18 protein-coding genes are annotated in these 23111 nt (G+C 56.8%); 6 read left to right on the top strand and 12 right to left on the bottom strand.

Features of this window, described 5'->3' with window-relative positions; all coding sequences use genetic code 11:
- Positions 1-14: 14 nt before the first annotated feature.
- On the top strand, positions 15-1214 hold the full coding sequence (locus CCZ28_RS00210) for an aromatic amino acid transaminase (RefSeq protein ID WP_140214984.1): 1200 nt from the start codon (positions 15-17) through the stop codon (positions 1212-1214).
- Between the two features lie 162 nt (positions 1215-1376).
- On the opposite strand, the gene CCZ28_RS00205 is transcribed toward CCZ28_RS00210, so the two are convergent.
- The 3 genes from CCZ28_RS00205 to CCZ28_RS00195 are packed head-to-tail and all read right to left on the bottom strand — an operon-like array spanning position 1377 to position 3668.
- Positions 1377-1616 carry a non-oxidative hydroxyarylic acid decarboxylases subunit D gene (locus tag CCZ28_RS00205; RefSeq protein ID WP_140214983.1) on the bottom strand — a complete coding sequence of 80 codons (240 nt, stop codon included), beginning with the start codon at positions 1614-1616 and terminating at the stop codon, positions 1377-1379.
- A gap of 24 nt (positions 1617-1640) precedes the next feature.
- On the bottom strand, positions 1641-3065 hold the full coding sequence (locus tag CCZ28_RS00200) for a non-oxidative hydroxyarylic acid decarboxylases subunit C (protein ID WP_140214982.1): 1425 nt from the start codon (positions 3063-3065) through the stop codon (positions 1641-1643).
- Positions 3066-3101: 36 nt separating this feature from the next.
- Positions 3102-3668: a non-oxidative hydroxyarylic acid decarboxylases subunit B gene (locus CCZ28_RS00195; RefSeq protein ID WP_140214981.1), complete on the bottom strand. Its 567-nt coding sequence runs from the start codon at positions 3666-3668 to the stop codon at positions 3102-3104.
- A 143-nt stretch (positions 3669-3811) separates the two neighbouring features.
- Here CCZ28_RS00195 and CCZ28_RS00190 point away from each other — a divergent pair, with 143 nt between their 5' ends.
- Together CCZ28_RS00190 and CCZ28_RS00185 are read left to right on the top strand one after the other, a co-directional pair.
- Positions 3812-4174 (top strand): MarR family winged helix-turn-helix transcriptional regulator, encoded by a 363-nt coding sequence (locus CCZ28_RS00190; RefSeq protein ID WP_205894622.1) that lies wholly within the window; start codon positions 3812-3814, stop codon positions 4172-4174.
- A gap of 329 nt (positions 4175-4503) precedes the next feature.
- Positions 4504-4905 carry an SRPBCC family protein gene (locus tag CCZ28_RS00185; protein WP_167509185.1) on the top strand — a complete coding sequence of 134 codons (402 nt, stop codon included), beginning with the start codon at positions 4504-4506 and terminating at the stop codon, positions 4903-4905.
- Between the two features lie 341 nt (positions 4906-5246).
- Here the strand turns inward: CCZ28_RS00185 and CCZ28_RS00180 are convergent, their stop codons facing one another.
- From CCZ28_RS00180 to CCZ28_RS00155, 6 genes are all read right to left on the bottom strand, one after another.
- Positions 5247-7478: a beta-glucosidase family protein gene (locus tag CCZ28_RS00180; protein WP_140214978.1), complete on the bottom strand. Its 2232-nt coding sequence runs from the start codon at positions 7476-7478 to the stop codon at positions 5247-5249.
- 12 nt (positions 7479-7490) lie between these two features.
- Entirely contained in the window at positions 7491-8828 is a 1338-nt protein-coding gene (locus tag CCZ28_RS00175; RefSeq protein WP_140214977.1) for a carbohydrate porin, read from the bottom strand.
- A gap of 704 nt (positions 8829-9532) precedes the next feature.
- Positions 9533-10825: a carbohydrate porin gene (locus CCZ28_RS00170; protein ID WP_140214976.1), complete on the bottom strand. Its 1293-nt coding sequence runs from the start codon at positions 10823-10825 to the stop codon at positions 9533-9535.
- Between the two features lie 39 nt (positions 10826-10864).
- Positions 10865-12373: an indoleacetamide hydrolase gene (iaaH, locus tag CCZ28_RS00165; RefSeq protein ID WP_140214975.1), complete on the bottom strand. Its 1509-nt coding sequence runs from the start codon at positions 12371-12373 to the stop codon at positions 10865-10867.
- Positions 12374-12472: 99 nt separating this feature from the next.
- Positions 12473-13195 carry a helix-turn-helix transcriptional regulator gene (locus CCZ28_RS00160; protein ID WP_140214974.1) on the bottom strand — a complete coding sequence of 241 codons (723 nt, stop codon included), beginning with the start codon at positions 13193-13195 and terminating at the stop codon, positions 12473-12475.
- A 54-nt stretch (positions 13196-13249) separates the two neighbouring features.
- The gene (locus CCZ28_RS00155) at positions 13250-14209 is read right to left on the bottom strand and encodes a helix-turn-helix domain-containing protein (RefSeq protein WP_140214973.1); all 960 of its coding nucleotides are present in this window, start codon (positions 14207-14209) and stop codon (positions 13250-13252) included.
- A gap of 395 nt (positions 14210-14604) precedes the next feature.
- Here CCZ28_RS00155 and CCZ28_RS00150 point away from each other — a divergent pair, with 395 nt between their 5' ends.
- The 3 genes from CCZ28_RS00150 to CCZ28_RS00140 all read left to right on the top strand — a co-directional run bounded on the left by CCZ28_RS00150 (position 14605) and on the right by CCZ28_RS00140 (position 18259).
- Positions 14605-15624: a carbon-nitrogen hydrolase family protein gene (locus tag CCZ28_RS00150; RefSeq protein WP_240795206.1), complete on the top strand. Its 1020-nt coding sequence runs from the start codon at positions 14605-14607 to the stop codon at positions 15622-15624.
- 40 nt (positions 15625-15664) lie between these two features.
- The gene (locus CCZ28_RS00145; protein ID WP_240795205.1) at positions 15665-16894 is read left to right on the top strand and encodes an MFS transporter; all 1230 of its coding nucleotides are present in this window, start codon (positions 15665-15667) and stop codon (positions 16892-16894) included.
- 237 nt (positions 16895-17131) lie between these two features.
- Positions 17132-18259: an alpha-hydroxy-acid oxidizing protein gene (locus tag CCZ28_RS00140; protein WP_140214972.1), complete on the top strand. Its 1128-nt coding sequence runs from the start codon at positions 17132-17134 to the stop codon at positions 18257-18259.
- 114 nt (positions 18260-18373) lie between these two features.
- Here CCZ28_RS00140 and CCZ28_RS00135 read toward each other — a convergent pair whose 3' ends face one another.
- From CCZ28_RS00135 to mdlC, 3 genes are all read right to left on the bottom strand, one after another.
- Positions 18374-19849: an aldehyde dehydrogenase family protein gene (locus CCZ28_RS00135; protein WP_140214971.1), complete on the bottom strand. Its 1476-nt coding sequence runs from the start codon at positions 19847-19849 to the stop codon at positions 18374-18376.
- A 177-nt stretch (positions 19850-20026) separates the two neighbouring features.
- Positions 20027-21361, bottom strand: a complete 1335-nt coding sequence (locus tag CCZ28_RS00130) for an MFS transporter (protein ID WP_140214970.1) — start codon at positions 21359-21361, stop codon at positions 20027-20029.
- A gap of 59 nt (positions 21362-21420) precedes the next feature.
- A complete protein-coding gene (gene mdlC / locus CCZ28_RS00125; RefSeq protein ID WP_140214969.1) occupies positions 21421-23010 on the bottom strand; it encodes a benzoylformate decarboxylase in 1590 nt (529 codons plus the stop codon).
- Between the last annotated feature and the right edge of the window lie 101 nt (positions 23011-23111).

Raw genomic sequence — 23111 nt, 5'->3', positions numbered from 1 at the left:
GGTTATGAATAGCCATGTTCGAACATCTAGCTGATTATCCAGGCGATCCGATCCTGTCCCTGATAGGGGCGTATCAAAGTGATGGCAGACCTGAGAAAGTAAACCTGAGTGTGGGGATCTATACGGATGCGCAAGGAAAGCTATCGGTCCTGCAGTCAGTAGTTGCCGCTGAGCAGCACCTGCGCAAACGATCACTCGCGCCTTCGATGTACCTCCCGATGGAAGGTCATGAAGGTTATCGCTTGAACGCGCAACGTCTACAGTTTGGCAGTGAAAGCCCTGCGCTAGCAGAGGGACGCATCGCCACCCTCCAAACCCTTGGCGGATCCGGTGCCCTCAAGATTGGCGCAGACTTTTTGCGCCAATGGTTTCCGGGCTCCAGTGTTTGGGTAAGCGATCCGACCTGGGATAACCATATCGCCATCTTCGAAGGCGCAGGCTTAGCGGTCAAAAAATATCCGTATTATTGCTCGTCTTCTGCCGAGCTTGCTTTCGAGGGCATGCTGAAAGAACTCAGTACCCTCCCCTCTCGGAGCATTGTTCTGCTCCATCCCTGCTGCCACAACCCTACCGGGTTGGACCTGACCAACGCCCAATGGCTAAAAGTCATCGAGGTTCTAGTCGAACGGGAACTTATCCCCTTCGTCGATTGTGCATACCAAGGTTTCGGCGAAGGCCTGGATCAGGATGCCTTTGCTATTAGAGAAATGGAGCGTGCGGGCCTGACCTTTCTCGTCAGCTATTCCTTCTCCAAAAATTTTTCGCTATACGGGGAACGGGTAGGAACCTTGTCCGTGGTCTGTCACTCGCCCCAAGTAGCAACCAAGGTACTCGGGCAGTTGAAAGCCACCGTGAGACGAAACTACTCGAGTCCGCCAAACCATGGCGCTCAGTTGGTAGACCTCGTACTGGGCAGTGAACTCTCTACTCTTTGGCGTACTGAGCTAGAAGAAATGCGCCTGCGCACCTCTTCGATGCGCGAGCTGCTAGCAACGCTGCTCAGTGACGCTGGCCTGCCACTGGGTGAGCAACTACGCCGTCATCGAGGCCTGTTTTCCTACACTGGCCTCAACAAGGCACAGATAGGTCGGCTGCGACAAGAGTTCGGTATTTACCTCGTCGATAATGGCCGAATGTGTGTAGCGGGCCTGACAATGGAGAAGATCCCCTACGTTTCTTCGGCCATCGTAGAAGTCCTACTGCATCGAGAGTAAACCTACCCAGCTCCTGTACGAACAATGCCTGCGCATCGGTGATGCTTCGTACAGAACTGCCGTAAGTAATGAGAAGACCCTCCAACTATCTTCTCAGCACTTACGGCAGCCTACAGCAACAGTGATAACAGGCCAGCAAAAGCGCTATTTCACTGAAGATCATTAGTTGACGGACGTACTTGCAAGCAAAGGAGGAATCGTCGGCACCTCTGGCGCGCCATCAATGTCAGCCTGGGTCATGCGGAACTCTTCCGGATAATGCTCACGCGAAGTCCTGCGAAGCGGTTCCGTGGAGCGCCAAGTATAAAGACATCGCTGGCATTGATAGACAACCCACACACCAGCACGTGGCGACTCGGCCATTACTTCAACATTCGCGTCTTCACAGCGTGGACATACCATTTTCGCTCTCCAAATTACATAATATTAACGATTGCTCAACAGGCCGGACAATTTTTCGATCCACTCTTTTGTCTCCGGCAGGTCTCGTACAGGCTGGCTGTAGTGGCCACGAAGATCAGGCGCAACGGGAGTGGTCGCATCAATAATCAACTTATCAGTAATACCTGCCGGGGAAGAACCGGGGTCTAACTCCAAGACGGACATATTGGGCAGCTGCACCAAATCCCCGGAAGGGTTTACCTTTGAGGACAGCGCCCACATGACTTGCGGCAGATTGAACGGATCCACATCCTCGTCGACCATGATGACTATCTTTACGTAACCCAAGCCGTGTGGTGTAGTCATTGCTCGGAGCCCTACAGCACGAGCGAAGCCACCGTATCGTTTCTTCGTCGAGATAATGGCCAAAAGACCATGCGTATACATGGCATTGACGGCTTGGACTTCCGGGAATTCAGCCTTCAGCTGTTGGTACAGAGGGACGCATGTAGCCGGGCCCATTAGGTAGTCAATCTCAGTCCAGGGCATACCCAAATAAAGCGACTCAAAAATTGGCTGACTGCGGTAGGAGACCTTATCAATCCTTACCACTGTCATATTCCGCCCACCGGAATAGTGTCCGGTAAATTCACCGAATGGTCCTTCAATCTCTCGTTTGCGGCCCTCAATGACACCCTCAAGGATGACTTCCGACCCCCAAGGAACGTCGAAGCCCGTCAACGGCGCCGTAGAAATTGGATAGCCGGATCCGCGCAATGCGCCCGCCATCTCATACTCAGACTGGTCATACTTGAGCGGGGTAGCGCCCATCAACGTAATGATCGGATCATTGCCAAGCGTAATAGCTATGGGAAGGTCTTGACCACGCTCTTCCGCCTTATGTAGATGCAAGGCAATATCGTGCATCGGTACGGGCTGCAGCCCAAGCTTTCGCTTGCCCTTGACCTCCATGCGGTAGATACCAACGTTTTGCTTTGCAAAACTGTCAGGATCAGTCGGATCACGGGAAACGACACACGCCTTGTCGAGATAGAATCCACCATCGCCGTCATTAAGACGAAACAGTGGCAGTATATCGAAGAGATTGATGTCCTCTTCGTCTACGGTGTTTTGGGCCCAAGCCGGATCGGCTCTACGCTCAGGAGCTACTGGAAAGGTTTCCCAGCGCCGGATGAACTCGGCGATCTGATCTCGAGTTGAAGTATTGGGCTCCATGCCTAGCGCAATCGCATGATTGGCCCAGGAGCCAATGGTATTGAGCACTACCTGAGCATCAGTAAAACCTTCAATATTATTGAAAAAAAGCGCTGGAGCATTTTCTCCTATCCGACCCGCAGCGTTTGCAGCCGCAGCGAGATCGGGTTCCGCTTTGACAGTGTCAGTGATGCGCAGCAACTGCCCATTGGAATCCAGTGCCTGGAGAAAATCACGCAGATTATCGTAAGCCATGGTTATACCTCGCTTATCAAAAATTGAAAAAATGGTTCAAGTAGCCAACCCTTCCCAGCGCCTCGCACGCTTGGAGCGCAGCCCAAATTGATCAAGCACCCGCGCGACAATGTGGTCGGTCACATCATCAATAGTCTGGGGATGATTGTAGTAAGCGGGCATGGGAGGAACGATACTTACCCCCATCCGCGATAGCGCAAGCATGTTTTCAAGATGGATGGAATTGAGCGGCGTTTCACGCGGTACAAGAACAAGCTTTCGCTGCTCCTTTAAGATCACATCGGCGGCCCTGCTGATGAGCCCATCCGCAAACCCCACTCGAATACCGGCTAACGTTTTCATGCTGCAAGGAATGATTACCATGCCGTCCGTCAGGAAAGAGCCTGAGGAGATACTGGCTCCTTGATCGGAAGCCGAGTGCACATGAGCAACCAACTGGGCGAGGTCTGTAGCACTACGCCCAGTCTCGGTTTGGATGGTGACCCTAGCCCACTTGGACATGATGAGATGCACCTCCACCCCGCCGACTTCATTCAAGGCTTCAAGCAGTGACACCGCAAGCGGAGCCCCTGTTGCGCCGGTGATAGCAACGATCAGCCTCATAAGCCACCAAACTAGTTCGTGTACGAATTTGTTTTTTTACGTTACTCTCCATCCGCTAGTCAGCGCAACCCCCTTTTGAAGGAGTTTCATGATTCATGGGAAACGTAGTTCGCTCAGAGGCATTCCACCTGATACGACGTGTCATGCAAGAACACACCGCGACATGGAACTATCGACTGCCTGAGATGACAAAACCTCAGTACGCCGTGCTTAGAGCGATCTCGGAAAGCCCAGGGCTCGAACAATCCGCTCTGCTGGAGCCAGCGGTCGCAACTAAGGCCACCCTCACTGAGTTACTTAAGCGATTGGAAAATCGAGGCTGGGTTGCGAGAACCCGGGACGAACTTGATCGGAGACGCTGGTACGTTTTCCTTACTAAGGATGGCCAGGCTGCGTTGAGTGATGCGCAACATATGGCCGCGGCAACGGATGAAGTATTCTTGAGCAAGCTTGATAAGGAAGAGCAAAAACTGCTCGTGAAAGCCTTGAAAAAGATGCTGGACTGAACAGGTCGCCGAATGAGCAAAGGGTTCAGCGGCCGCAACAATGCGCCATGCCTGGATACCTATGCCCCAATGCTTGGCCTTCAAGAAAAAACGCCGCGTTCCGTAAAAACGCGGCGTTTTTTATGGTCTTCAGGATAGCCAGAAGTGCTATGCGGACTGCAATTGAGGCCTAACTGGCAGGCATTATCCGACGGCTCAGCCTTTTCATAACGTTCCGCTTATCGATATCAAACAATTTAATAATTGAACAGTGGTCTTGGGGCTGACTACCATGAATGCGAGGTATGTGCTCTCAGTGGGCGCAATTTCCCTACCCAGGAGACAACTCAATGATTAGGCTACAACATGCAATCAAAGTCGCCGCACCCCGAGCAACGCTCTACCACGCTCTCACCGATCTAGATGAAATGGCGGCGTGGCACCTCGGAGACGTCGCAGGTGCGATTACGCCCGGAGAGGTGCTGACCCTAAGGCCCAAGCCCGGTTTGCACTTCGCTTTTCGGACTGAGGCATTAGAACTGAATACCCGTCTCGTGCAGACCGAAGTGGAGGGTCCTAGTCACTCTGCAGGCAGGACGTTGATCTTCCAGCTTGCCGATCTCGACGATGGACACACGCTTGTCGAACTGACGCACGGCGAATGGGACGAAAGCGATTCGCATCTTCCGCTCTGTAATACCCACTGGGGATACGTGCTGCATCGCCTGAAGGCTCACGTCGAAAAAGCCTGAAATTAGCGAATAGGCTACGCAGAGAAGCACTACTTAAACGGTTGTGACTCGATAACAATTCGAGCAGGATGTAGAAGGTATCAAAGGTACGGCACGCCGCCGCTACTTTTATCTTGATCAAACATTTAAAAGAAGTGTTTCCACAGTCTCTTCTCCATGCCATGGGAGGAAAAGCACCATGGCATGGAGAACAGAAGCTTAGGCTCTGTACGAAAATTCGCCGAGCGAAGGTCAGGCGAGGCGAAAAAGGCTGAGGAAGCGGAGTTTACGAGCGGTAAATGAGCATTCCGAAGCCTTTTTCAACGAAGCATCACCGAGCGCAGGCATTTTTCGTACAGAACCTAGTGGCTTACGACTGGATCTGCGAAGTCTTGTCTGGATAGATCCACCTGTTGCCGAGCAACGAGATCGGTAGCGCTGTGGCCGAGGGCTACAGCATAGCCCCCTGGTGCTACCGACCAGCGTTGTGCCCTGACATCGAAATCAGCGAGCAGCCGTGAATCCACTTGCAGGGTAACGGATCGCGACTCCCCTGCCCGGAGCTCGATCTTGTCCCACCCCAGCAAACGTTGCTGAGCCCGACCAGGCATGCGAGTCAGGTAGAGCTGCGGAACATCCTGCCCTGTCAGAGGGCCCGTATTGGTCACCTTGAAACTAACGGTGAGCGGAGAGGTTTTCTCGATGTTCAAGCCGTCATATTTGAATTTCGTGTAGGAAAGCCCGAAGCCGAATGGGAACAAGGGCTTGATAGCCTTGCGCGCGAACCACTTGTATCCCACGTCGGCGCCTTCGACGTTGTAATCGACGTCGATCTTTGCGTTTTCCGGGCCACCGAAGCCAGGTATCACAGGGCGCGGCAGCTGTTTGATATCAGCGGGAAAGGTCATTGGAAGGCGACCCGAGGGATTCACTTTGCCGGTCAGCGTACGAGCGATAGCCTCACCACCGCCAGCACCGGGATACCAGGCCTGCACCACCGCTCCGGTCTTCTTGAGCCACGGCATACTGACAGGGCCACCAGTTTCCAAGACAACGACGGTTTTCACGTTTGCGGACGCCACTGCGTCGATCAAATCATTCTGACCGCTGGGCAGTTCCAGATCGAAGGTGTCGTAACTCTCCATCATCCACTGCGTCGCGAACACGATGACCACATCGGCGTTCTTGGCCAGAGCAGCCGCCTCTCCAGGGTTGCGCCCATCGTTGAAGGTGATGACGGCGTCAGGTAGCTCCGCCTTCAGCGCCTTGAGTGGCGAGCTTCGGTGCCAGACCATCTCGCGCAGGGAAGCGAACTGCCCCTCGCCTCCGCTGTGGATTGCCAACCCAGGCCCCTCAGGCTCCACAACCTGCGATGAGCCCGCCCCGGAAAGAACCCCTTTATCCGCATTGCCCCCCACCACCAAGATCCTTTGGTTCGTTCCCGTCCCCTTGAGAGGCAATATCTGTTTCTCATTGCGCAGCAGTACCATTCCTTCCTCTGCAGCCCGCTGCGCAACCGCCTTGCTCGCCACATAATCAATGGGCGTTTTTACGGGAGGATGCTCGAAGAGACCTACGTCAAACATGGATCGCAAGACTCGCCGACTCATATCCTCCAGACGGGTCCGGTAGGCTTGTTCCCGCTCAGCTTTGGCCAACAGCGGCTGTTCAAAGAAAACATCTCCAAACAGCCATTTGTCCAGTTGCGTACCCATCTCGATATCCACGCCGTGCATCGCAGCCTCGACACTGTGCACCGAACCCCAATCGGACATCACAAAACCGCGATAACCCCAACGATTCTTCAAGATCCGCTGAAGCAGCTCAGCGTTGTCACACGCGTGACTACCATTGACCCGGTTGTAGCCACACATCACCGCACCGGGCTGGCCGCGCTCAATCGCAAATTGGAACGCGAGCAGATCACTCTCCGTCAGGGGGCGTTCGTCGATGACAGCGTTCATCCCCATGCGTGCAGTCTCCTGATCATTCATCGCGAAGTGCTTGATCGTCGAAAGCACGTGTTGGCTTTGAATACCTCTGATGCTCTCACCGGCCATGGTGCCAGCCAGCAGAGGATCCTCGCCGAAGTATTCGAAATTCCTCCCATTGCGGGGATCTCGTGCCAGGTTTACCCCGCCAGCAAGCATGACATTGAATCCTTTGCTCCATGCCTCCTGGCCGATCATTCTGCCCCCATCGTAAGCGACTGCGGGGTTCCAGCTAGCAGCACTGCTAAGTCCTGAAGGAAGAGGCGTCCCGCCATCCCCGGGCCGCACATTCGCAGGATTTGCGACGCCCAGACTCGCATCCGTGATTTGCAGAGCCGGGATACCCCGCGCTGGATCGGCTGGCACAAACCCTGCGGACCCGATAGCGCCTTCCGGCACGGTGAATCCGAGGATTGGCATGGCCATTTCGCCGTGTACTCGGCGGATTTGTTCTTCCAGCGTCAAATCTTGCTGTAAGAGCATTGCCCGCTGATCCGGCGATTGAGTCGAATCCAGCCAAGGTTGAGAGGCTGCCAGGACGTGGGTACTCGCCATAGCGGACGCCAATACCGCGATGATGTAAGGAGGGATGTTATTTTTCATGGGCGAGGTCCTTTAGAAAGTGATATTGAATCGGAGGCCGAGCACGGTCGCATCTGGCACCTTGTCCACACCACCCGGAGCGATGTAATACTGGATATTGGGCTGGAGATAGAGCCATGGGGTCGCTTGATAGCGATAGAACAATTCTGTCGAAACTTCCGTGTCACCCAATGGCAGATAACGAGGATCATCATAGTTATCGACGCCTGCCAACTGGTTCGCCAGATCCCTATTACGTGTCCAGTCCTTATTGATCTTGATTGCCGTACTGGCAAAACCGAGCATGTCATCCGGACGACTGGCGAAAAGACCATTGTAATAAAGACCAGCGCCGTAGCCGTAGTGCAGGACAGACGTGGCCTTGTCATTGATCTCGGCGTTAACGAAGACGCGCAGCCCTTGCTTACTGTCGCCGCCAGGCCCTGTCAGCTGTTGCTCAAAAAAGGCCCAGGCGGCGTATTTACCATGACGGCTTTTAAAGCCGGCAGCTGGATTGGAGGCCTCCATTCCTCCGGCGGCACCGGCAGCCACATCAGGGGCATCCACATTACTGTAATAGGCACCAATGAAATAATTGCCCGCCAATTTCCGCTCGCCCCAGTGAGGACGCCAGCCAAGCAAGATTGGATAAATCTGCCCCTCGGAGCCACGGGTACTCAGTGACATCCGCCGCTCATTACGGGTGGTCAGCGGACTTTGTTGATAGGCGCCAACTTTTATGTACCAATCCGGAGCTATGTGGTAAGTGGTCGAGATAGCCCAGGTACTGATTGGCCATCCGTACCAAATATTGCTGATACCAGGGACCGTGCCGCAGTTGACCAGACTTTGGAATTCACAGGTCGAGGGGAAATACTCCTCGGTCGGAGTCATTTTTCCAACCCTGACGGTCAATTTCTTATCAAAGAAATTTTGTTTATAGGTGAGACGGGTTAGACGCGTGACAGAGCCAAACCCCCACACCTCTTGCGACAGATTTGGGAGTGTTCCCGTTCGTGGGTCGTTCAGCCGAGTGTTAGAAAGCAACTGATGGTTGTTGCGATTGGTTAAAACGAGGCTGAACTCTCCATCCACCCCCATTTTCTTGCTCAGATCGTAGTTGAAGAGAGCCGTCGTCTGGTCGCTCGTCACTAGCGCCGTCTTTTGGTCGTATCCTCCCTTCACGTTCGCTGCAAGCTCATTTACGTAGAACAGTCCAAAAATAAATCCTTGTTCACTCAGCTCATTCCTTTTACCTGCCCAATCCCCTGTCAGCCAAGGCGAGTCCGTGGCCAAGGCTTCGGCAGCCATTACCGGAACACTGATCGCCCCCCAAAAAGCTAAACCACTGGCTGCTATACGCTTCTTCAAATCCGCTGCTCCGCTTCGCGAGCTAAACAGGAGCAGACTTCGCTCCAATTTGCGTCACTTATCTATATGAGTGTTGTCGCATCACCGACAGGAAGGTCCTAGGGACGGAGCCTAGGCGTCGGCGCGTGAAAGTTTGGCAGGCGGCCAGAGCGAGTTGCTTATCTCAAGTTCCTGAGAAATTTGTCCATATTTCTTGAGATGAAAAGCATGTTGGACGCGCATGGAGAAATGACGACCCACTCACAAATGAAGCCTCGGGTGGTCATGGGAGCGGATTGAAATGGCGATTTTTATTCAGACCGGCTGAGCCTTGCCCAAAGGGCTAGAACCGGCAGAGCACAAGCTCAATCGCCTGCAGCGTTAGACCTTTTATCAACTGAAAATGAGCAAGACGAGAGCTTCAACGAGCCTTAAAGTCACTTGTTTACGTCCGAACCTAAGCGGCACGACTTGAAAAAATACAGGCGACACAACAATTAGCAGGATCAGAATAGACGCAATGACCGGCCATCACCCCCAGCATCCCGGAAAGATTTTAACCGCATATCCAATTCATCATGACGACCATAAAATGGAGCAAACCCTACCACCCCGTCGATAGACTTTACCTGAACACAGACTGAATATCTTGCGCAGGGCCCGATTCCCGGAGCCCTGCGCAAAATAGTTACCAGTTAAAAATGGCTATTTTCATAGCCGCTATGTCACAAGCCGATTTGCGAGCCAAAATCGTAGACCACCTGCAAACCCAATACCGTGCCGTTCCCACTCACCTCGGCAGCGGGATTATAGAAATTACTCGGATTGAAAATGTATTGGACGCTTGGTTCGAACGCCAGATATCGCGTCGCCTGCCAATGCATATTGAGCTCGACGCGTGATTCCCCTCTGGACAGGTGCTGATCCCGCCCTGTGGCAGCAAGACGCTGCTGGTTCTGGTAGTCGTACTGCTTTTCCGACAGCCGCAGATAACTTGCCTTCAGACTGATGGAATCCTGTGGCCGACCAAACGGCCCCACCCGGGTTACTCCGGCTTCCACAAAGTGCTGGAAGGGTTGAGAGTCGTCAGCATTGAATGACCAGGCGCCGAATACCTGCCAGGCCTGGCCAAGCGACTGAGCATCCGCGACTTCATCGCGTGCAACGGTCTGCCGGAAACGGAAAATTACGCCGCTGCTACCGCGATGCTTCGTGCCATCAGAAATGTCCACCTGCTCAGCGCTATTGAAGAAGCCGTTGAGTTCATAGTGGTAAGGATAGGGATTTTGGGCAACGGTCTGCTCAAAGCCGATACCCGCAAGACTGGTGACCCCGCTGGCATTATCCGGATTCCAGTGCCACCCATGGGTCTTGTCGAGATAGTCGTTGGGATTCGACTCGAAAGCCCCTCCATGCACGTACCAGCGGTCGTTCACTTGATACTTCGCATATCCGCCCCAGCTGCCGTAGGGAAATGGAAGGATGCCAGTTGTGTACTCGACCAGCGGGTCGTTGCAGGCAACGATGGCGCCACAGTTGGAGAGATAGAAGTAACGCTTGGCGTTGGTACGCCCGGCGGTCACCTGCAACTGTCCATCGAGAAGCTTTTGCTCGTAGGCAAAGAGCGACAGGTAGCCCGTATCGATATCGTTGTGCATGACGGAGCCGGCCAAGCCACTGCCAACCGCGCCCTGCCAATGGGCCTGGGCGGGAACCCCTGCATTGCGCATCCAGGGAAAGAAGGTGTAATCGAACTTCAGGGTGCCGGCATGGTTATCCAGCAATTTGCCCAGATCCAGGTCCGCCCCCACGAAGATGGCCCCGGCATTTGCAAAACTATAAGGCCGGGGGCCGATGTCCAGGTTCTTGAGCGTTTGGTTGGTGACGACGATATGCGGCTTGAATGCGCTGTCATCAGCCCCAGCGAAGCCCCCAGCGGCAATACCAATAGCCGCCAGTACTGCATTCACACAAAAACGACGCGCATACGTACGCCCTGAACTCTTGTTCTTTTTCATAGTTTGTCCAAACCGTTTGTGGATGATGATCGGCGGTGATTAACGAGCGATTGCGGGAATGGGGCCTGCTCCCCAGATGGACTCGAGGGTGCGACCTATGGCGAGCAGTTCATCGTCCTGGCCTGGCAGAGCATCTATCTCCATACCCACCGGAAGTTTCGTTTCCTCACCAAGACCGACCGGGATGCTCAGGCCAGGCATCTTCACGTTACTGCCGGGATCCGAGTTCCTGATGATGCGAAGGAAGTGGTCAGGCGTACCCGCCTCTGGACCGGTCTTGATGGCGACTTCCGGCACGGCGGGAAACAGTAAGGCATCGAGTTCGTGTTGCCTGAAGGTCTGCTCATATAGCGCTGCCAACGCGGGAACGCCTTGCTTGATTGCCTGCTCGTAGAGCGGCTGTCCCGGCACCATCCTTCCCGCTGCATCCGGTACGGTTACCGGCACCACCATGGTCTCGAAGATGGCTTTGACATCGGGGCTCGCAATCCCAGACGTCAGCTGTTCGAACGAGACGCCGGTACCCTGCTCTTTCAAATAGGCTGTGAGCGCCCTCTTCGCTTCGACTACCGCCACGGGCGTCGCCACCGCTGCCACGAGGTTTTTCATTCCGGGCATCTGCACGGGTATCAGCTGTACCCCTGCGGCCTTGAGCTTGGCTAGGGCTTGCTTGGCTTTTCCGGCGACGTCGCTGTCCAGATCGGCCCAGAAGTAATCGGGCAATCCGAGGCGAATCTGCCTGGCCAGCTTGGCGGGCAGTGGGGTTTTGCCGCTGAGCACGGAATCCATCAGCACGATGTCGCCCAGGCTGTTCGCCATCGGCCCGGCGGTATCCCGAGTGGACGAAATGGGAGTGATGCCTGCACCGCTGTAGCGACCCACGGTAGGACGGAATCCAAGGCAGCCATTCAGGGCGCAGGGCTCGCGTGTCGATCCGCCGGTATCGGTACCCATGGCGATCGGCACCATCCGGGCGCCGAGGGCCGCGGCGCTGCCCGAGGAAGATCCGCCGGCGATGCGCGACTGGTCGAAGGCATTGCGAACACCAACGACGTTCCCTGCGTGGTAGACGACGTTATATCCAGTAGCCCCGAACGCCAACTCGTGCATGTTGGTCTTGCCGACGATGATCGCACCGGCCGCTTCAAGCTTGTCGACGACCGGCGCATTCACCTTGGGCATGAATTGCCGCAAGGCGGGGGTGCCAGCGGTGTTGGCGAAACCCACCACCTGGATGTTGTCCTTGATGGCGATCGGCACGCCTTCCAGGGGACGACATTGGCCGCCGCTGGCGAGTCGGGCGTCCACTTTCTTCGCTTCGGCGATCGCGCGCGGGTGGTCCACGGAGATGAAGGCATTGAGTTCGGGGTGCGCATCCACACGGCCCAGCCAATACCTGACTACCTCTTCGCTGGAGACCTGGCCGCGGCAGATCATCTTGGCGGTTTCCTCAGCACTGAGGCGGTAAAGAGGGGTAGCCGGTAGCGCCGCGAAGGCACTCGAGTTCGCCAAGGCAATCGCCAAGGCCAGGAAGGGAGTCTTGTTCATCACGGTGAACTCCTGAGGTCTGCCCGATGCTCGAGCGGCATCGACAACTCATTTATTCACACGCTGGATTCAGCCAAAATCCTCATAATTGAGGAGCCGCTAGTGGGGTCGACCGCGTACCGCAAGATCGGTCCTGTTGTTGGCGCCGGTCTTGTGCATGGCGTTTTTCAGATGCGTTCGCACCGTCGTGAAACCTATGCCCATCAAGCGGGCGATTTCCTTGTCGCTGCAACCGGCCGCGACATGCTCCACGACCGCCTGTTCACGTCGAGTCAACAGGGACGGCGTCTGCCGGGCCGGAGACAGCGACTCTTCGAAATAAGGAGTCAGGGCCTTGAGCAAAAGGACATCCCTGACGCCAAAAGGAGGTTGATCGGCACTCCGCCAGATTCGTAGGTCGCCGATGTCCCTGCCGTCCTGGAAAAAAAACACATTGATCCCGTAGTGCATCCCGCACGGTTTGAGAAATTCGTTGTAATGCTCACTGGCTTCCAGCGCCTTGCGATCAATCACGTCGTCCACACACGCCGCTTGCCGCAGCGCCCTCATCTTCCGGGTGATGCAATCGGCGACGTGATGATGAGCCTGGTACTCGCCAAGTTTGACCTGGTCGATATTCAGCGAAACGCAGCGGGTGGAGACTTCTTTCTGATCGTCATAGACATAGGACGCGCCGTAATCCGATTTGAGGAGTTGGGTGACGTCCAGCAGTATTTGCCGCCTGACCTCATCCTCGCGCCCACCGGCGTAACGTAACCGCCAGACCACCTGGGCGAAGAGGTCGAGTTCGGTACAGGTCAGGTCAACCTTGAAGTCAGGCACGCTGACCTCCTGATCTGGCGGGCCAGCCGCGCAATAGGCACAAGACGAACGTCTTCAGCAAGCGTGCGCCGCCTTGAGTCGAAATTCCTTGGGCGTCATTCCAGTTTCTTTTTTGAATACGCGACTGAAATGCGCACAGCTGCTGTAGCCCCAATCGAACGCTATATCGCCAATGTTTTTATGGCCGAGATGTTTGCACAGCAGGTCGCGCTTACAATTCTCCAGGCGCCGACTCCAGATCCATTGCGATAGCGTCATGCTTTCAGATTCGAAGACCCGGTAGATCGAACTCATCGAGAGCTTGAGATCCGCGGAAATGCGTTCTACGTTCAGAGCGGGGTCACGCAGATTATCCAAGATGTAGCCTTTGATCCGGTGCAGATGAAACGCCTGCAGCTTGCTGGCCTCCATCCCCGCGGTTTCGGTTAGGGACTGCAGCCCGCCAGTGGTCACCTCGATGAGCGCCTTGGCCAAGGACTCCTGGACGGAGAGACTGGATGACGCCGAGCGGGAAAACAGCGCGTCGAGCATCGCACCGAGCATGAGCCCCGCCTCTGAATCCTTGCTGACCGTGATGGCGCACAGGCGTTCGGGCTGGGAGATATGCGCCAGCAGCTTCGCCCGGGGTATGCGGATCACATGCTTGCAGAAGTCGCCGCTGTAGGACATGGCGAAGGGTCGTCTGCTGTCGTAGAGCACGAAATCCCCGGCCCGCTGTATCGCTACCTTTTCGTCTTGCTCCAGCACCCCCTCACCCTGGCGCTGATAACTGAGCATGAAGAAGTCCGACGCGTCTTTCTGCACCAGCTTGCTGCTTCTCGCCACGGCGTGCGCCGACGCTTCCAACCGCATCAGATCGAGATTCGCTAATCGCAAGACATTAAGGCTCGCCGCGAATGGGGTGGCCTCCCTGGACTCGAAGTCCAAGGCCATGAAGCGGTCTGCCATCACCTGGCGCCAGAAGGACTGGCGATCCGACACGGGTACGCTGGTCGTGGTGAGCGTATTGAGCATCTTTCATCACTCCAAAGCGTCAGGAATGCTGCGGCTGAAAAGCAAGATCGGTGCCTTAAGCTCCATGATCGCGCATTACGGGAGATACAGACGAAGAATGCCGGACGCCTGGGCAAAAATGAGTGTGAATCAGGCCTTTGCGTGAACCTTGCTGCGCCGGATGAGGGCATGAACGTGGCTTTTTGCCTCAGGACAGAACGTCGTGGGGAGCGCTAACCAACGAGGGGTGTTACATCGCCACCTTCGGTAACGCATGCAGATCGCCACCAGCGGGAAACCCTTGGGCCCGCCCGCAAGGGAAACAGGAGCAAGATCGGCGAGACGCTGAGCACAGCACCTGGCATCCCTTTGCCTAACCATCTCGATCATCGCCCACTCCTTCGGATCGAGACCCTATGAATCCCATTGATCGCGCTTACAAGGTGGCCGTAGTTCAGGCCGCGCCGGTCTTCATGAATCGTGCCGCCACTCTAGACAAGTGCATTGACTTCATCGAAGAGGCCGCGCGCAATGGCGCCCGGCTGATCGCCTTTCCAGAGAACTTCGTGCCTGGTTACCCCTGGTTCTTTTGGCTGGGTACGCCTGCCTGGGCCATGCAATTCATGCTCAAGTACCACCAGGAGGCTCTGGTGGTGGGCAGCGATGAGTTCAAAAGGCTCGAAGCCTGCGCCAAGGCCAACAAGATCTTCGTTTCCATCGGCTACACCGAGAAAGACGGCGGCAGCCTCTACATGGGGCAGGCGCTGATCGATGACGAGGGTAGAACCCTGGGGACCCGACGCAAGTTGAAACCCACCGTGGCCGAGCGAATGGTCTTTGGTGAAGGCGACGGCAGCGACATCCAGGTCCACCCGACCGCCCTCGGCAAGGTGGGAGCGCTGTGTTGCTGGGAACATATCCAGCCTCTGGCGAAGTTCGCGATGTTCAGCGAGCACGAAGAAGTTCATATCGCTGCCTGGCCAGGCTTCTCGTTGTACAACGATGTCACCCAGGCGATCAGTGGCGAAGTCAACAATGCCGTGAGCAGAACTTACGCGGTCGAGGGCCAGTGCTTTGTCCTGGCCCCCTGCGGAATGGTGTCCAGCGATGTGATCGATTTGCTCTGCACCACGGAAGAATCCCGAGCCTTACTCAAGGCAGGCGGCGGTTACGCCAGGATCTACGGCCCCGATGGTTCAGAACTCGCTGAGCCCTTGCCCAAAGACGAGGAAGGCCTGCTCTACGCGCAAATCGATCTAGCGGCCGTCACGCTGGCCAAGGTCGCCGCCGACCCAGTAGGCCACTATTCCAGGAGCGATATCGCACGACTTGTTATCGATCGGCAGAGCCGCCGTCCCGTGTCGGACAAAGCCGATGGACACAAGAGCGATGCCCCCTCCGCTCCAAACGAGATCTTTGAAGTCGTTTCGGATTGATGTGCAGACCTAACCCCGATCACACGGAGATTGATTATTTATGAGCACGTCATCCTCTTATGAATGGAAGATGGTCTGGTTACTGGCCATCCTTTTTGGCGTAGTGGGTTTGGATCGACTGGTTATCGTGTATCTGTTCCCAATCTTGATACCGGAGTTGGGCCTGAATAACACTCAAGCGGGTGCCATTGCTTCCATATTGGCCTTGACCTGGGCCATTTCCACCTGGGTACTCGGCGGTGCCAGTGACCGCTTCGGTCGCAAGAAGGTTTTGATTTGCTCGGGCGTTTTCTTCTCGGTAATGGCGTGGATGACCGGTGCAGTCAAAAGTTTCACGGGAATGCTCGTGGTGCGTGGACTACTGGGAGTGGGTGAAGGAGGTGTCTTCAGCGCGAGCGTCGCGACCTTGGCGCAAATTTCTTCGCCACAGCGTAGAGGCATGAACCTGGGCATACACCAGGCGTTCTTTCCCCTGTTGGGTATCGGCCTAGGCCCTATCATCGCCACCCAGATGACCAACTACATGTCATGGCAATGGGTGTTTTTCATCCTGGGTGTGCCGGGACTCTTCCTGACCCTGCTTCTCGCCAAGGTAATGAAGGAGCCCAAACGCGCACCAGTGGTTGACGAAAGCACTCATAAAGGCACGGCTTCGGTGCTCAAGTTCAAGAATATCTGGGTATGCACCCTCATTGGATCGCTGTTCCAAACGGGCCTGTTCGTCTTCTCTACCTTTGTAGCCCTATACCTGACCCAGGTCGTGAAGTTGTCACTTGCGGAGACCGGACTCATCGTATCCGGTTGGGGATTTGGTGGCTTTATAGGGATGATCTTAATCCCTGCGCTGTCTGACCGTCTCGGTCGAAAGCCGGTTCTGGTTGTTTGTGCCGCTATCTATGGCGCCTTGATGCTGACGTTCGCCATGAGCCACGCGGGCTCGCTACTGATGTTCTCGATCCTGTTTTTGGCCGGGGTCTTCGGCTTTGGTATTGCGCCACTCTTTCTGGCCATCATTCCGGCGGAGTCCGTGCCAAACCACGTGACCGGTGCCGCGGTCGGTGTTCCAACCGGCGTCAGCGAAATCATCGGCGGTGTCGCGATGCCAATCGTGGCTGGCAGCCTGGCTGACCACTTCGGTTTGATCGTGCCGATGATGATCGTAGGCATAGTGTCACTACTCGCTGCCGTGCTCGGTCTAGTGCTCAAGGAAACCGCACCCAGCAAGAATCCTCCTCTGACGATGACGCCCGTCGATATCGTCGGCATTTGAAACGGGAAAGCCCGAATTATCCCCAGCGGGCTTTTGCGCTCAGAAACACGATCACGTTCAGATGCGATCTGCTGGCCGCGCTCTGTCATCACGAATGACGGAGCGGTGTGATCCAGGTGACCCGCTCTACGCCATAGATGACCTCTATATAAAGTCGGAAACTATGGATTTGATGAATTCAGGGCTGCTGTCTAGATTGAAGTCTATTTTCTGGCGAATTCAGCCTAAAGGAATGAGATGAGCTCAGCTTTTAACGTCGAAGGCTATCGAAAACTCGCACAAAAACGCTTACCCAAGATGATTTTTGATTATCTGGAGGGTGGTGCTGATGATGAAAAAGGTCTTCAACGCAATCTGAAGGCTTTTGACCGCCTGGAATTTCTTCCGCGACGCCTGGTAAACGTGGCTGAGCAGGATCTTGCTACGGAGGTGTTCGGCGAACGGCAGGCATTACCTCTGATGGTCGCTCCTACGGGACTCAACGGTGCTTTTTGGCCGAAGGGCGATCTCGAGCTCGCTCGTGCGGCGAAGAAGGCAGGTATCCCCTTCATTCTGTCCACTGCCGCCAACGCGTCCATCGAAGAGGTAGCCGACCAGGTTGGCGGGGACCTCTGGTTCCAACTGTACGTGGTGCACCCGACACTGGCCGAACAACTTGTCGCCCGGGCATTGGCGGCCGGCTACCGAACCCTGGTTTTGACGACCGACGTTGCAGTGAACGGTAAGAGAGAACGCGACCTGCGCAGTGGCTTCGGTCTGCCATTCAAGTACACCCCCAAGATAATGCTCGATGGCATGCTGCATCCGCGTTGGTCTTGGCGCCTGCTGACCGGGGGGATGCCACAAATGGCCAATTTCGCCAGCCAGGAAGCCCACGACGTGGAACTTCAGGCGGCGCTTCTGTCGCGGAAAATGGATGCGAGTTTTGCTTGGGATTCGCTGAAAAGACTGCGCCAGATCTGGCCCTATCGTCTTTTGGTCAAAGGCATTCTGCACCCCGATGATGCCTCTCGTTGCATCGAACTGGGTGCTGATGGGCTTATCCTCTCGAATCACGGGGGGCGCCAACTCGATTCAAGCTGTTCGCCTTTGGCGACGCTTCAAGAAATCGCCCAGGCTCATCCCGGTAAGGTGCTCATAGACAGCGGGTTCCGCCGTGGATCCGACGTGGTGAAAGCACTGGCACTCGGCGCGAAGGGCGTGCTTCTGGGGCGCCCCCTGCTCTATGGACTGGCTGCCGCTGGCGAAGCTGGGGCCAGCGCTGTATTGAATATTTTCAAGGATGAGATGAGTCGAACTCTGGCCAATATGGGCTGTGCATCGGTTGCGGGGTTGTCGTCGGCTCATGTGATCCGAGCGTCTTGAGCATAGACGCCGTGGCGTTCTGCGAAGGGCCCCGTGGCATCGCCTGATGCCACGGGGTGGGTTTCCCTTCAGCCCTGATGAGGGACGGGCTTGAAACTGCTGCAGAGACTTACGTCAGAAGGGATAGCGGCGCGGACTGCCTTGTACGCTGATCCAATGGTCCTTGGTGAACTCTTCGATGGCCCAGTCACCATTGAAGCGGCCAAGTCCAGAGTTCTTTTCGCCACCGAAGGGCGCATGGGCTTCGTCATTCACCGGGATGTCATTGACATGGGTCATACCGGCCTTGACCTGCCGCGCGAAGCGTACTGCCCGCTCGATATCGCCGCTGAACACCGCGCTGGACAGACCGAATTCGCTGTCATTGGCCAACTCCAGAGCGTGGGCTTCATCGCGGGCACGCTGAATACCAACCAGGGGTCCAAAGATCTCTTCGCGGGCTATCTCCATGTCCCGGGTGACCTCAGCGAACACATGGGGCGGCAGCAACTGACCCTGCACCTCGCCTTCGACCACCGCGCGAGCACCCTCTTCCTTGGCGCGTGAGACCTTTTGCAGCAAGCCCTGCAACTGCTTGGCATTGATGATCGGACCGATCACCGTATCAGCGTCGTGCGGGTTGCCGACCTTCAACGCCTTGACCTTTTCAGCGTAGCGCTGGACGAAGGCATCGTAGATCCCGTCCTCGACGATGATCCGGTTGATCGCCATGCAGATCTGTCCCTGGTGCAGGAACTTGCCCATCACCGCGGCGCTGACAGCCTGCTCCAGATCGGCATCGGCCAAGACCACGAAGGGACTGTTGCCACCCAACTCGAGCGCGACATGCTTGAGATGCTTGCCACCCGACGCCAGCCGGCCGATGTTCAGACCGATTGGCGTCGAGCCGGTGAAGGAGATGAACTTCGGCACTTCATGCTCGACGAAGGCATCGCCGATCTTGGATCCTGCGCCGACCACCACGCTGAGCAGCCCCGCAGGCAGGCCCGCCGCCTCGTAGAGACTGGCCAGCAGCAATCCCCCCGTGACCGGGGTGTCGCTCGCGGGCTTGATCACCACCGCATTACCCAACGCCAAGGCGGGCGCCACGGAGCGTTGCGACAGGTGCAACGGGAAGTTCCAGGGGCTGATCACGCCCACTACGCCCAGGGCTTCGCGATAGACACGGTTTTCCTTGCCGGGCACGTTGGATGGCAATAGCCGACCATGGACGCGTGCCGGGAAGGAGGCCGACTCCAGGGTGATGCCGCGGGCCGCGCCCCACTCGATCTGCGCCTTGATCCGGGTACTGCCGGATTCACGGATGATCCAGTCGATGATGGCTTCGCGGTGCTCATCGAACAGCTGCACCACCCGATGCATCACCGCGGCCCGCTCGGCAGGCCCGGTAGCGGCCCACTTCACCTGGGCTTCGGCGGCCTTGCGGTAGGCCTCGTCGAGGTCGTCACGATCAGCCTGGACAATCTGGGCCAACTGACTACCGTCGAACGGATTGGTCACTTGCAGCACACTGCCATCGCGACCATCACGCCATTGTCCGGCAATGAACTGTTGATCGAAGACCGGGAATCGATTGGCAAGGTGAGTCATGAATTACCTCTTTTTATGAAGTGAGATGAGCATCGTCGATAAGGTCTTTAGACATTTCGTTGCGCTGGGTCGCGAGGCGCGCCAAACAGACCTCCCATCGCCCCTGCCCCTGCAATCGCAATCTTCATCGCGGCTCCTTCGAGTCGGTGAAAACACGCTGCTTAAAATCCTGGCCTCTCAAGGCTGCGCATCCAATGCCCGCCTTTGCCTGGCAGGTAGGGCGCCACGCCCCTTGCGGATCATCGCGATCGCGATGATGGCGATCACGCCAGGCACTGCGCAGAGGATGAAATTGAGTTGCAGCGGTAGGTTCATGCTCAACATCAGCCCCCCTAGCGTTGGGCCTGCGACACCACCGAAGCGGCCGATGGCCGAGCACCAGCTGACGCCGGTGGAGCGGATTTCGCTGGGGTACTGCTGAGCAGCGAAGGCATGGATCACCGCCAAGGTGCCGATGGTGGTGGCCCCGGCGATCAGCAACATGACGTTCAACAACAACGGTCCGGGTTTGATACCCAAGGTGCACAAGGACACCACGGCAAGCAGGAAGAACAGTATCAGCGTCTGTTTGCAGCCCCAGCGATCGGCCAGCCAGCCGCCACCCAAGGCTCCCGCTGTAGCGCCGATGTTCAAGGTCACCAGGAACATCAGGCTGGAACCCAGCTCGAAGCCGCCGGCAACCATGATCTTGGGTAACCAGGTGTTGAGTCCGTAAACCATCAACAGGCACATACCGAAGCCCAGCCATAGGAACAGGGTGCCGACCCCACGGCCTTCGGTGAAAAGACGCGAGAGTGGCGCAGCAGAAGAAGTCCTGACCGGTGCGTCCAGATTGACCTGGTGGATGTCCACTCGTGGATCGATGCGCCTGAGCAGCCGGCTGGCGGCAGTGCGATCCTTTTCCAGCAAAAAGTGCAGCGACTCGGGTAATTGCCGCGCCAACCAAGGCAGGAACAACAGCGGTAGACCGCCGATGATGAAGGTAGCTTCCCAGCCATAACGGGGGATGATCAGCATGGCGACCAACGCGGAGATCATCGCGCCAACCGAGTAGAAGCTGAGCATGATGGTGGTCAGCGAGTTGCGTCGAGCGGTCGGTGCCAGGTCATTCATCAAGGCGACGATGTTGGGAATCGCTCCGCCCAGCCCCACTCCGGTAATGAAACGCGCCAGGGCGAAGCTCGGTGCATCCCACGTGAAGGCCGTACCCAGGGCACAGAGGCTGGCGAGGCCCATCGAGCCAAGGATCACTTTGCGTCGTCCCAGTCGGTCAGCCTGAGGGCCAACCGCGACAGCACCGAACATCATGCCGAACAACGCAGCGCTCCCCATCCAGCCGGCGACCACGGGCGTCAAGGACCACTCCTCCATCAGGCGGGGCACCACCGCCCCGTAGATGACCAGGTCATAGCCATCGAACAGCATGATGAAGGAACACCAGAACAGTAGGGTGTAATGAAGTTTGCCAAGGGGCGCGGCCCCGGCAATGTCCAGCGCACGTTTCTGAGTCATCTTCAGCTCTTCTTGTTGTTATGTCAGGGGGTTACAGGGGCCGTGATGGCCCCTGCGGATCAGTGAGGCGTAATGGTGACGGTCGGCACCTCGATCACCGTCGGTTCGTCAGCATCCAACGCGGCGCGCAATGCAGCCTCGAAGCTTGCACGGGTGTCGGTGTGCACGGCCCGGACGCCGTAGCCCTGCGCGATGGCACAGAAATCCAGGCCTGGAACGTCCAGGCCGGGGGCGTCTTCAGCCTTGAGCACGCCAGCGAACCAGCGCAAGGCGCCGTAGGTGCCGTTCTTGAGGATGATGAAGACCACCGGCACGCGGTACTGCGCAGCTGTCCAGAGGGCGGTAATACCGTAGTTGGCGGAGCCATCGCCGATCAGCGCTATCACTCGCCGCTGTGGCTGTGCCAGCTGGACGCCCACGGCGGCAGGCAAGCCAAAACCCAGACCACCGGCGGCTGGAAAGTAATAACTGCCGGGGTGACGGAGGTTCATGCGCTGCCAGAAAGCACTGGTGGTGGAGGTCGACTCCTTGACGTAGATGGCGTCTTCCGGTGCCACTGCGTCGAGCACATCGAACAGCGTTTCCGGGCGCAGATGCCGAGGCTCGTCAGCCATTGGCTGGGGCGTCGGCAGCGGCTCGGGGAAGTTTCGGGAGTTCGGCGTCACGCCCTCGGCCAATGCCTGCAACGCCACGGCGATGTCGCCGATCAAGGCGTCGCCCATAGGCGCACGCGCTGCCTCCTGCGGGTCGGAAGTGATGTGCAGGAGACGCGCACCGACCGGCAAATAGTCTCCCGGGGCGAATTGGTGATAACGGAATACGGGAGCCCCGACTACCACGATCAGGTCATGGCCCTCGAGTATCTTGCTGATCCCGGCGATCGCCGCTGGAAGCACGCCACGAAAACTCGGATGACGAGTGGGGAACGGGCAGCGCGATGCTGACGGCGCGATCCATACCGGCAGGTGGAGTTTGTCGGCCAAGGCTACAGCTGCAGCGTTGCTGAGGGTGGCGTCGACTTCCGGTCCCAGTACCAGTACCGGATTTCGCGCCTGGTCCAGCTGCTTGATCAATGCCTGCAACTGGTCGGCATCGGGGGTACCGGCGACCTGTACGTGGCGGTCGAACAGATGCTCGACACCCGGCGCGCACGGCGCATCCCAATCATCGTAGGGAATCGAGAGGTACACCGGCGCTTTCGGCGTGGTATTGGCATAGTGGATCGCCTGGCTGAGCGCACGGGGGACGTCCTGGGCGTTGGCGGGTTCGTAGCTCCACTTCACCAGCGGCTTGGGCAATTGAACGGCATCGACATTGGCCAGCATGGCTTCGACACCGATCATCGGTCGGACCTGCTGGCCGGCAGTGATCACCAAGGGGCTATGGGAATACCAGGAATTGGTCAGGGCGCCCATGCCATTGCCAGTGCCCGCTGCCGCGTGCAGGTTTACGAAGGCCGGCTTGCCGCTGGCCAACGCATAACCGTCGGCCATACCCACCACTGCGCCCTCATGCAGCCCCAGCACGTACTGAAAGTCTTCGGGAAAGGATTTGAGAAACGGCAGCTCGTTGGAGCCTGGATTGCCGAAGAGGGTGGTCATACCGTGGCGCCGGAGCAGTGTATAGGCGGCAGAGTGGATGGTTGGCATGGGGCGTAATTCCGGGGATGTCATGAGACTTCCACTCTAAGAACCCCAATAAAATCTATCAAATAAATGCTTTTCTTGTTTTATATAAAACACATCTATAC

Source organism: Pseudomonas oryzihabitans (genome assembly GCF_006384975.1).
Classification (GTDB): Bacteria; Pseudomonadota; Gammaproteobacteria; order Pseudomonadales; family Pseudomonadaceae; genus Chryseomonas; species Chryseomonas psychrotolerans_B.
The sequence above is the reverse complement of the archived record's forward strand: the minus strand, read 5'-3'. Positions and strand labels throughout refer to the sequence as shown.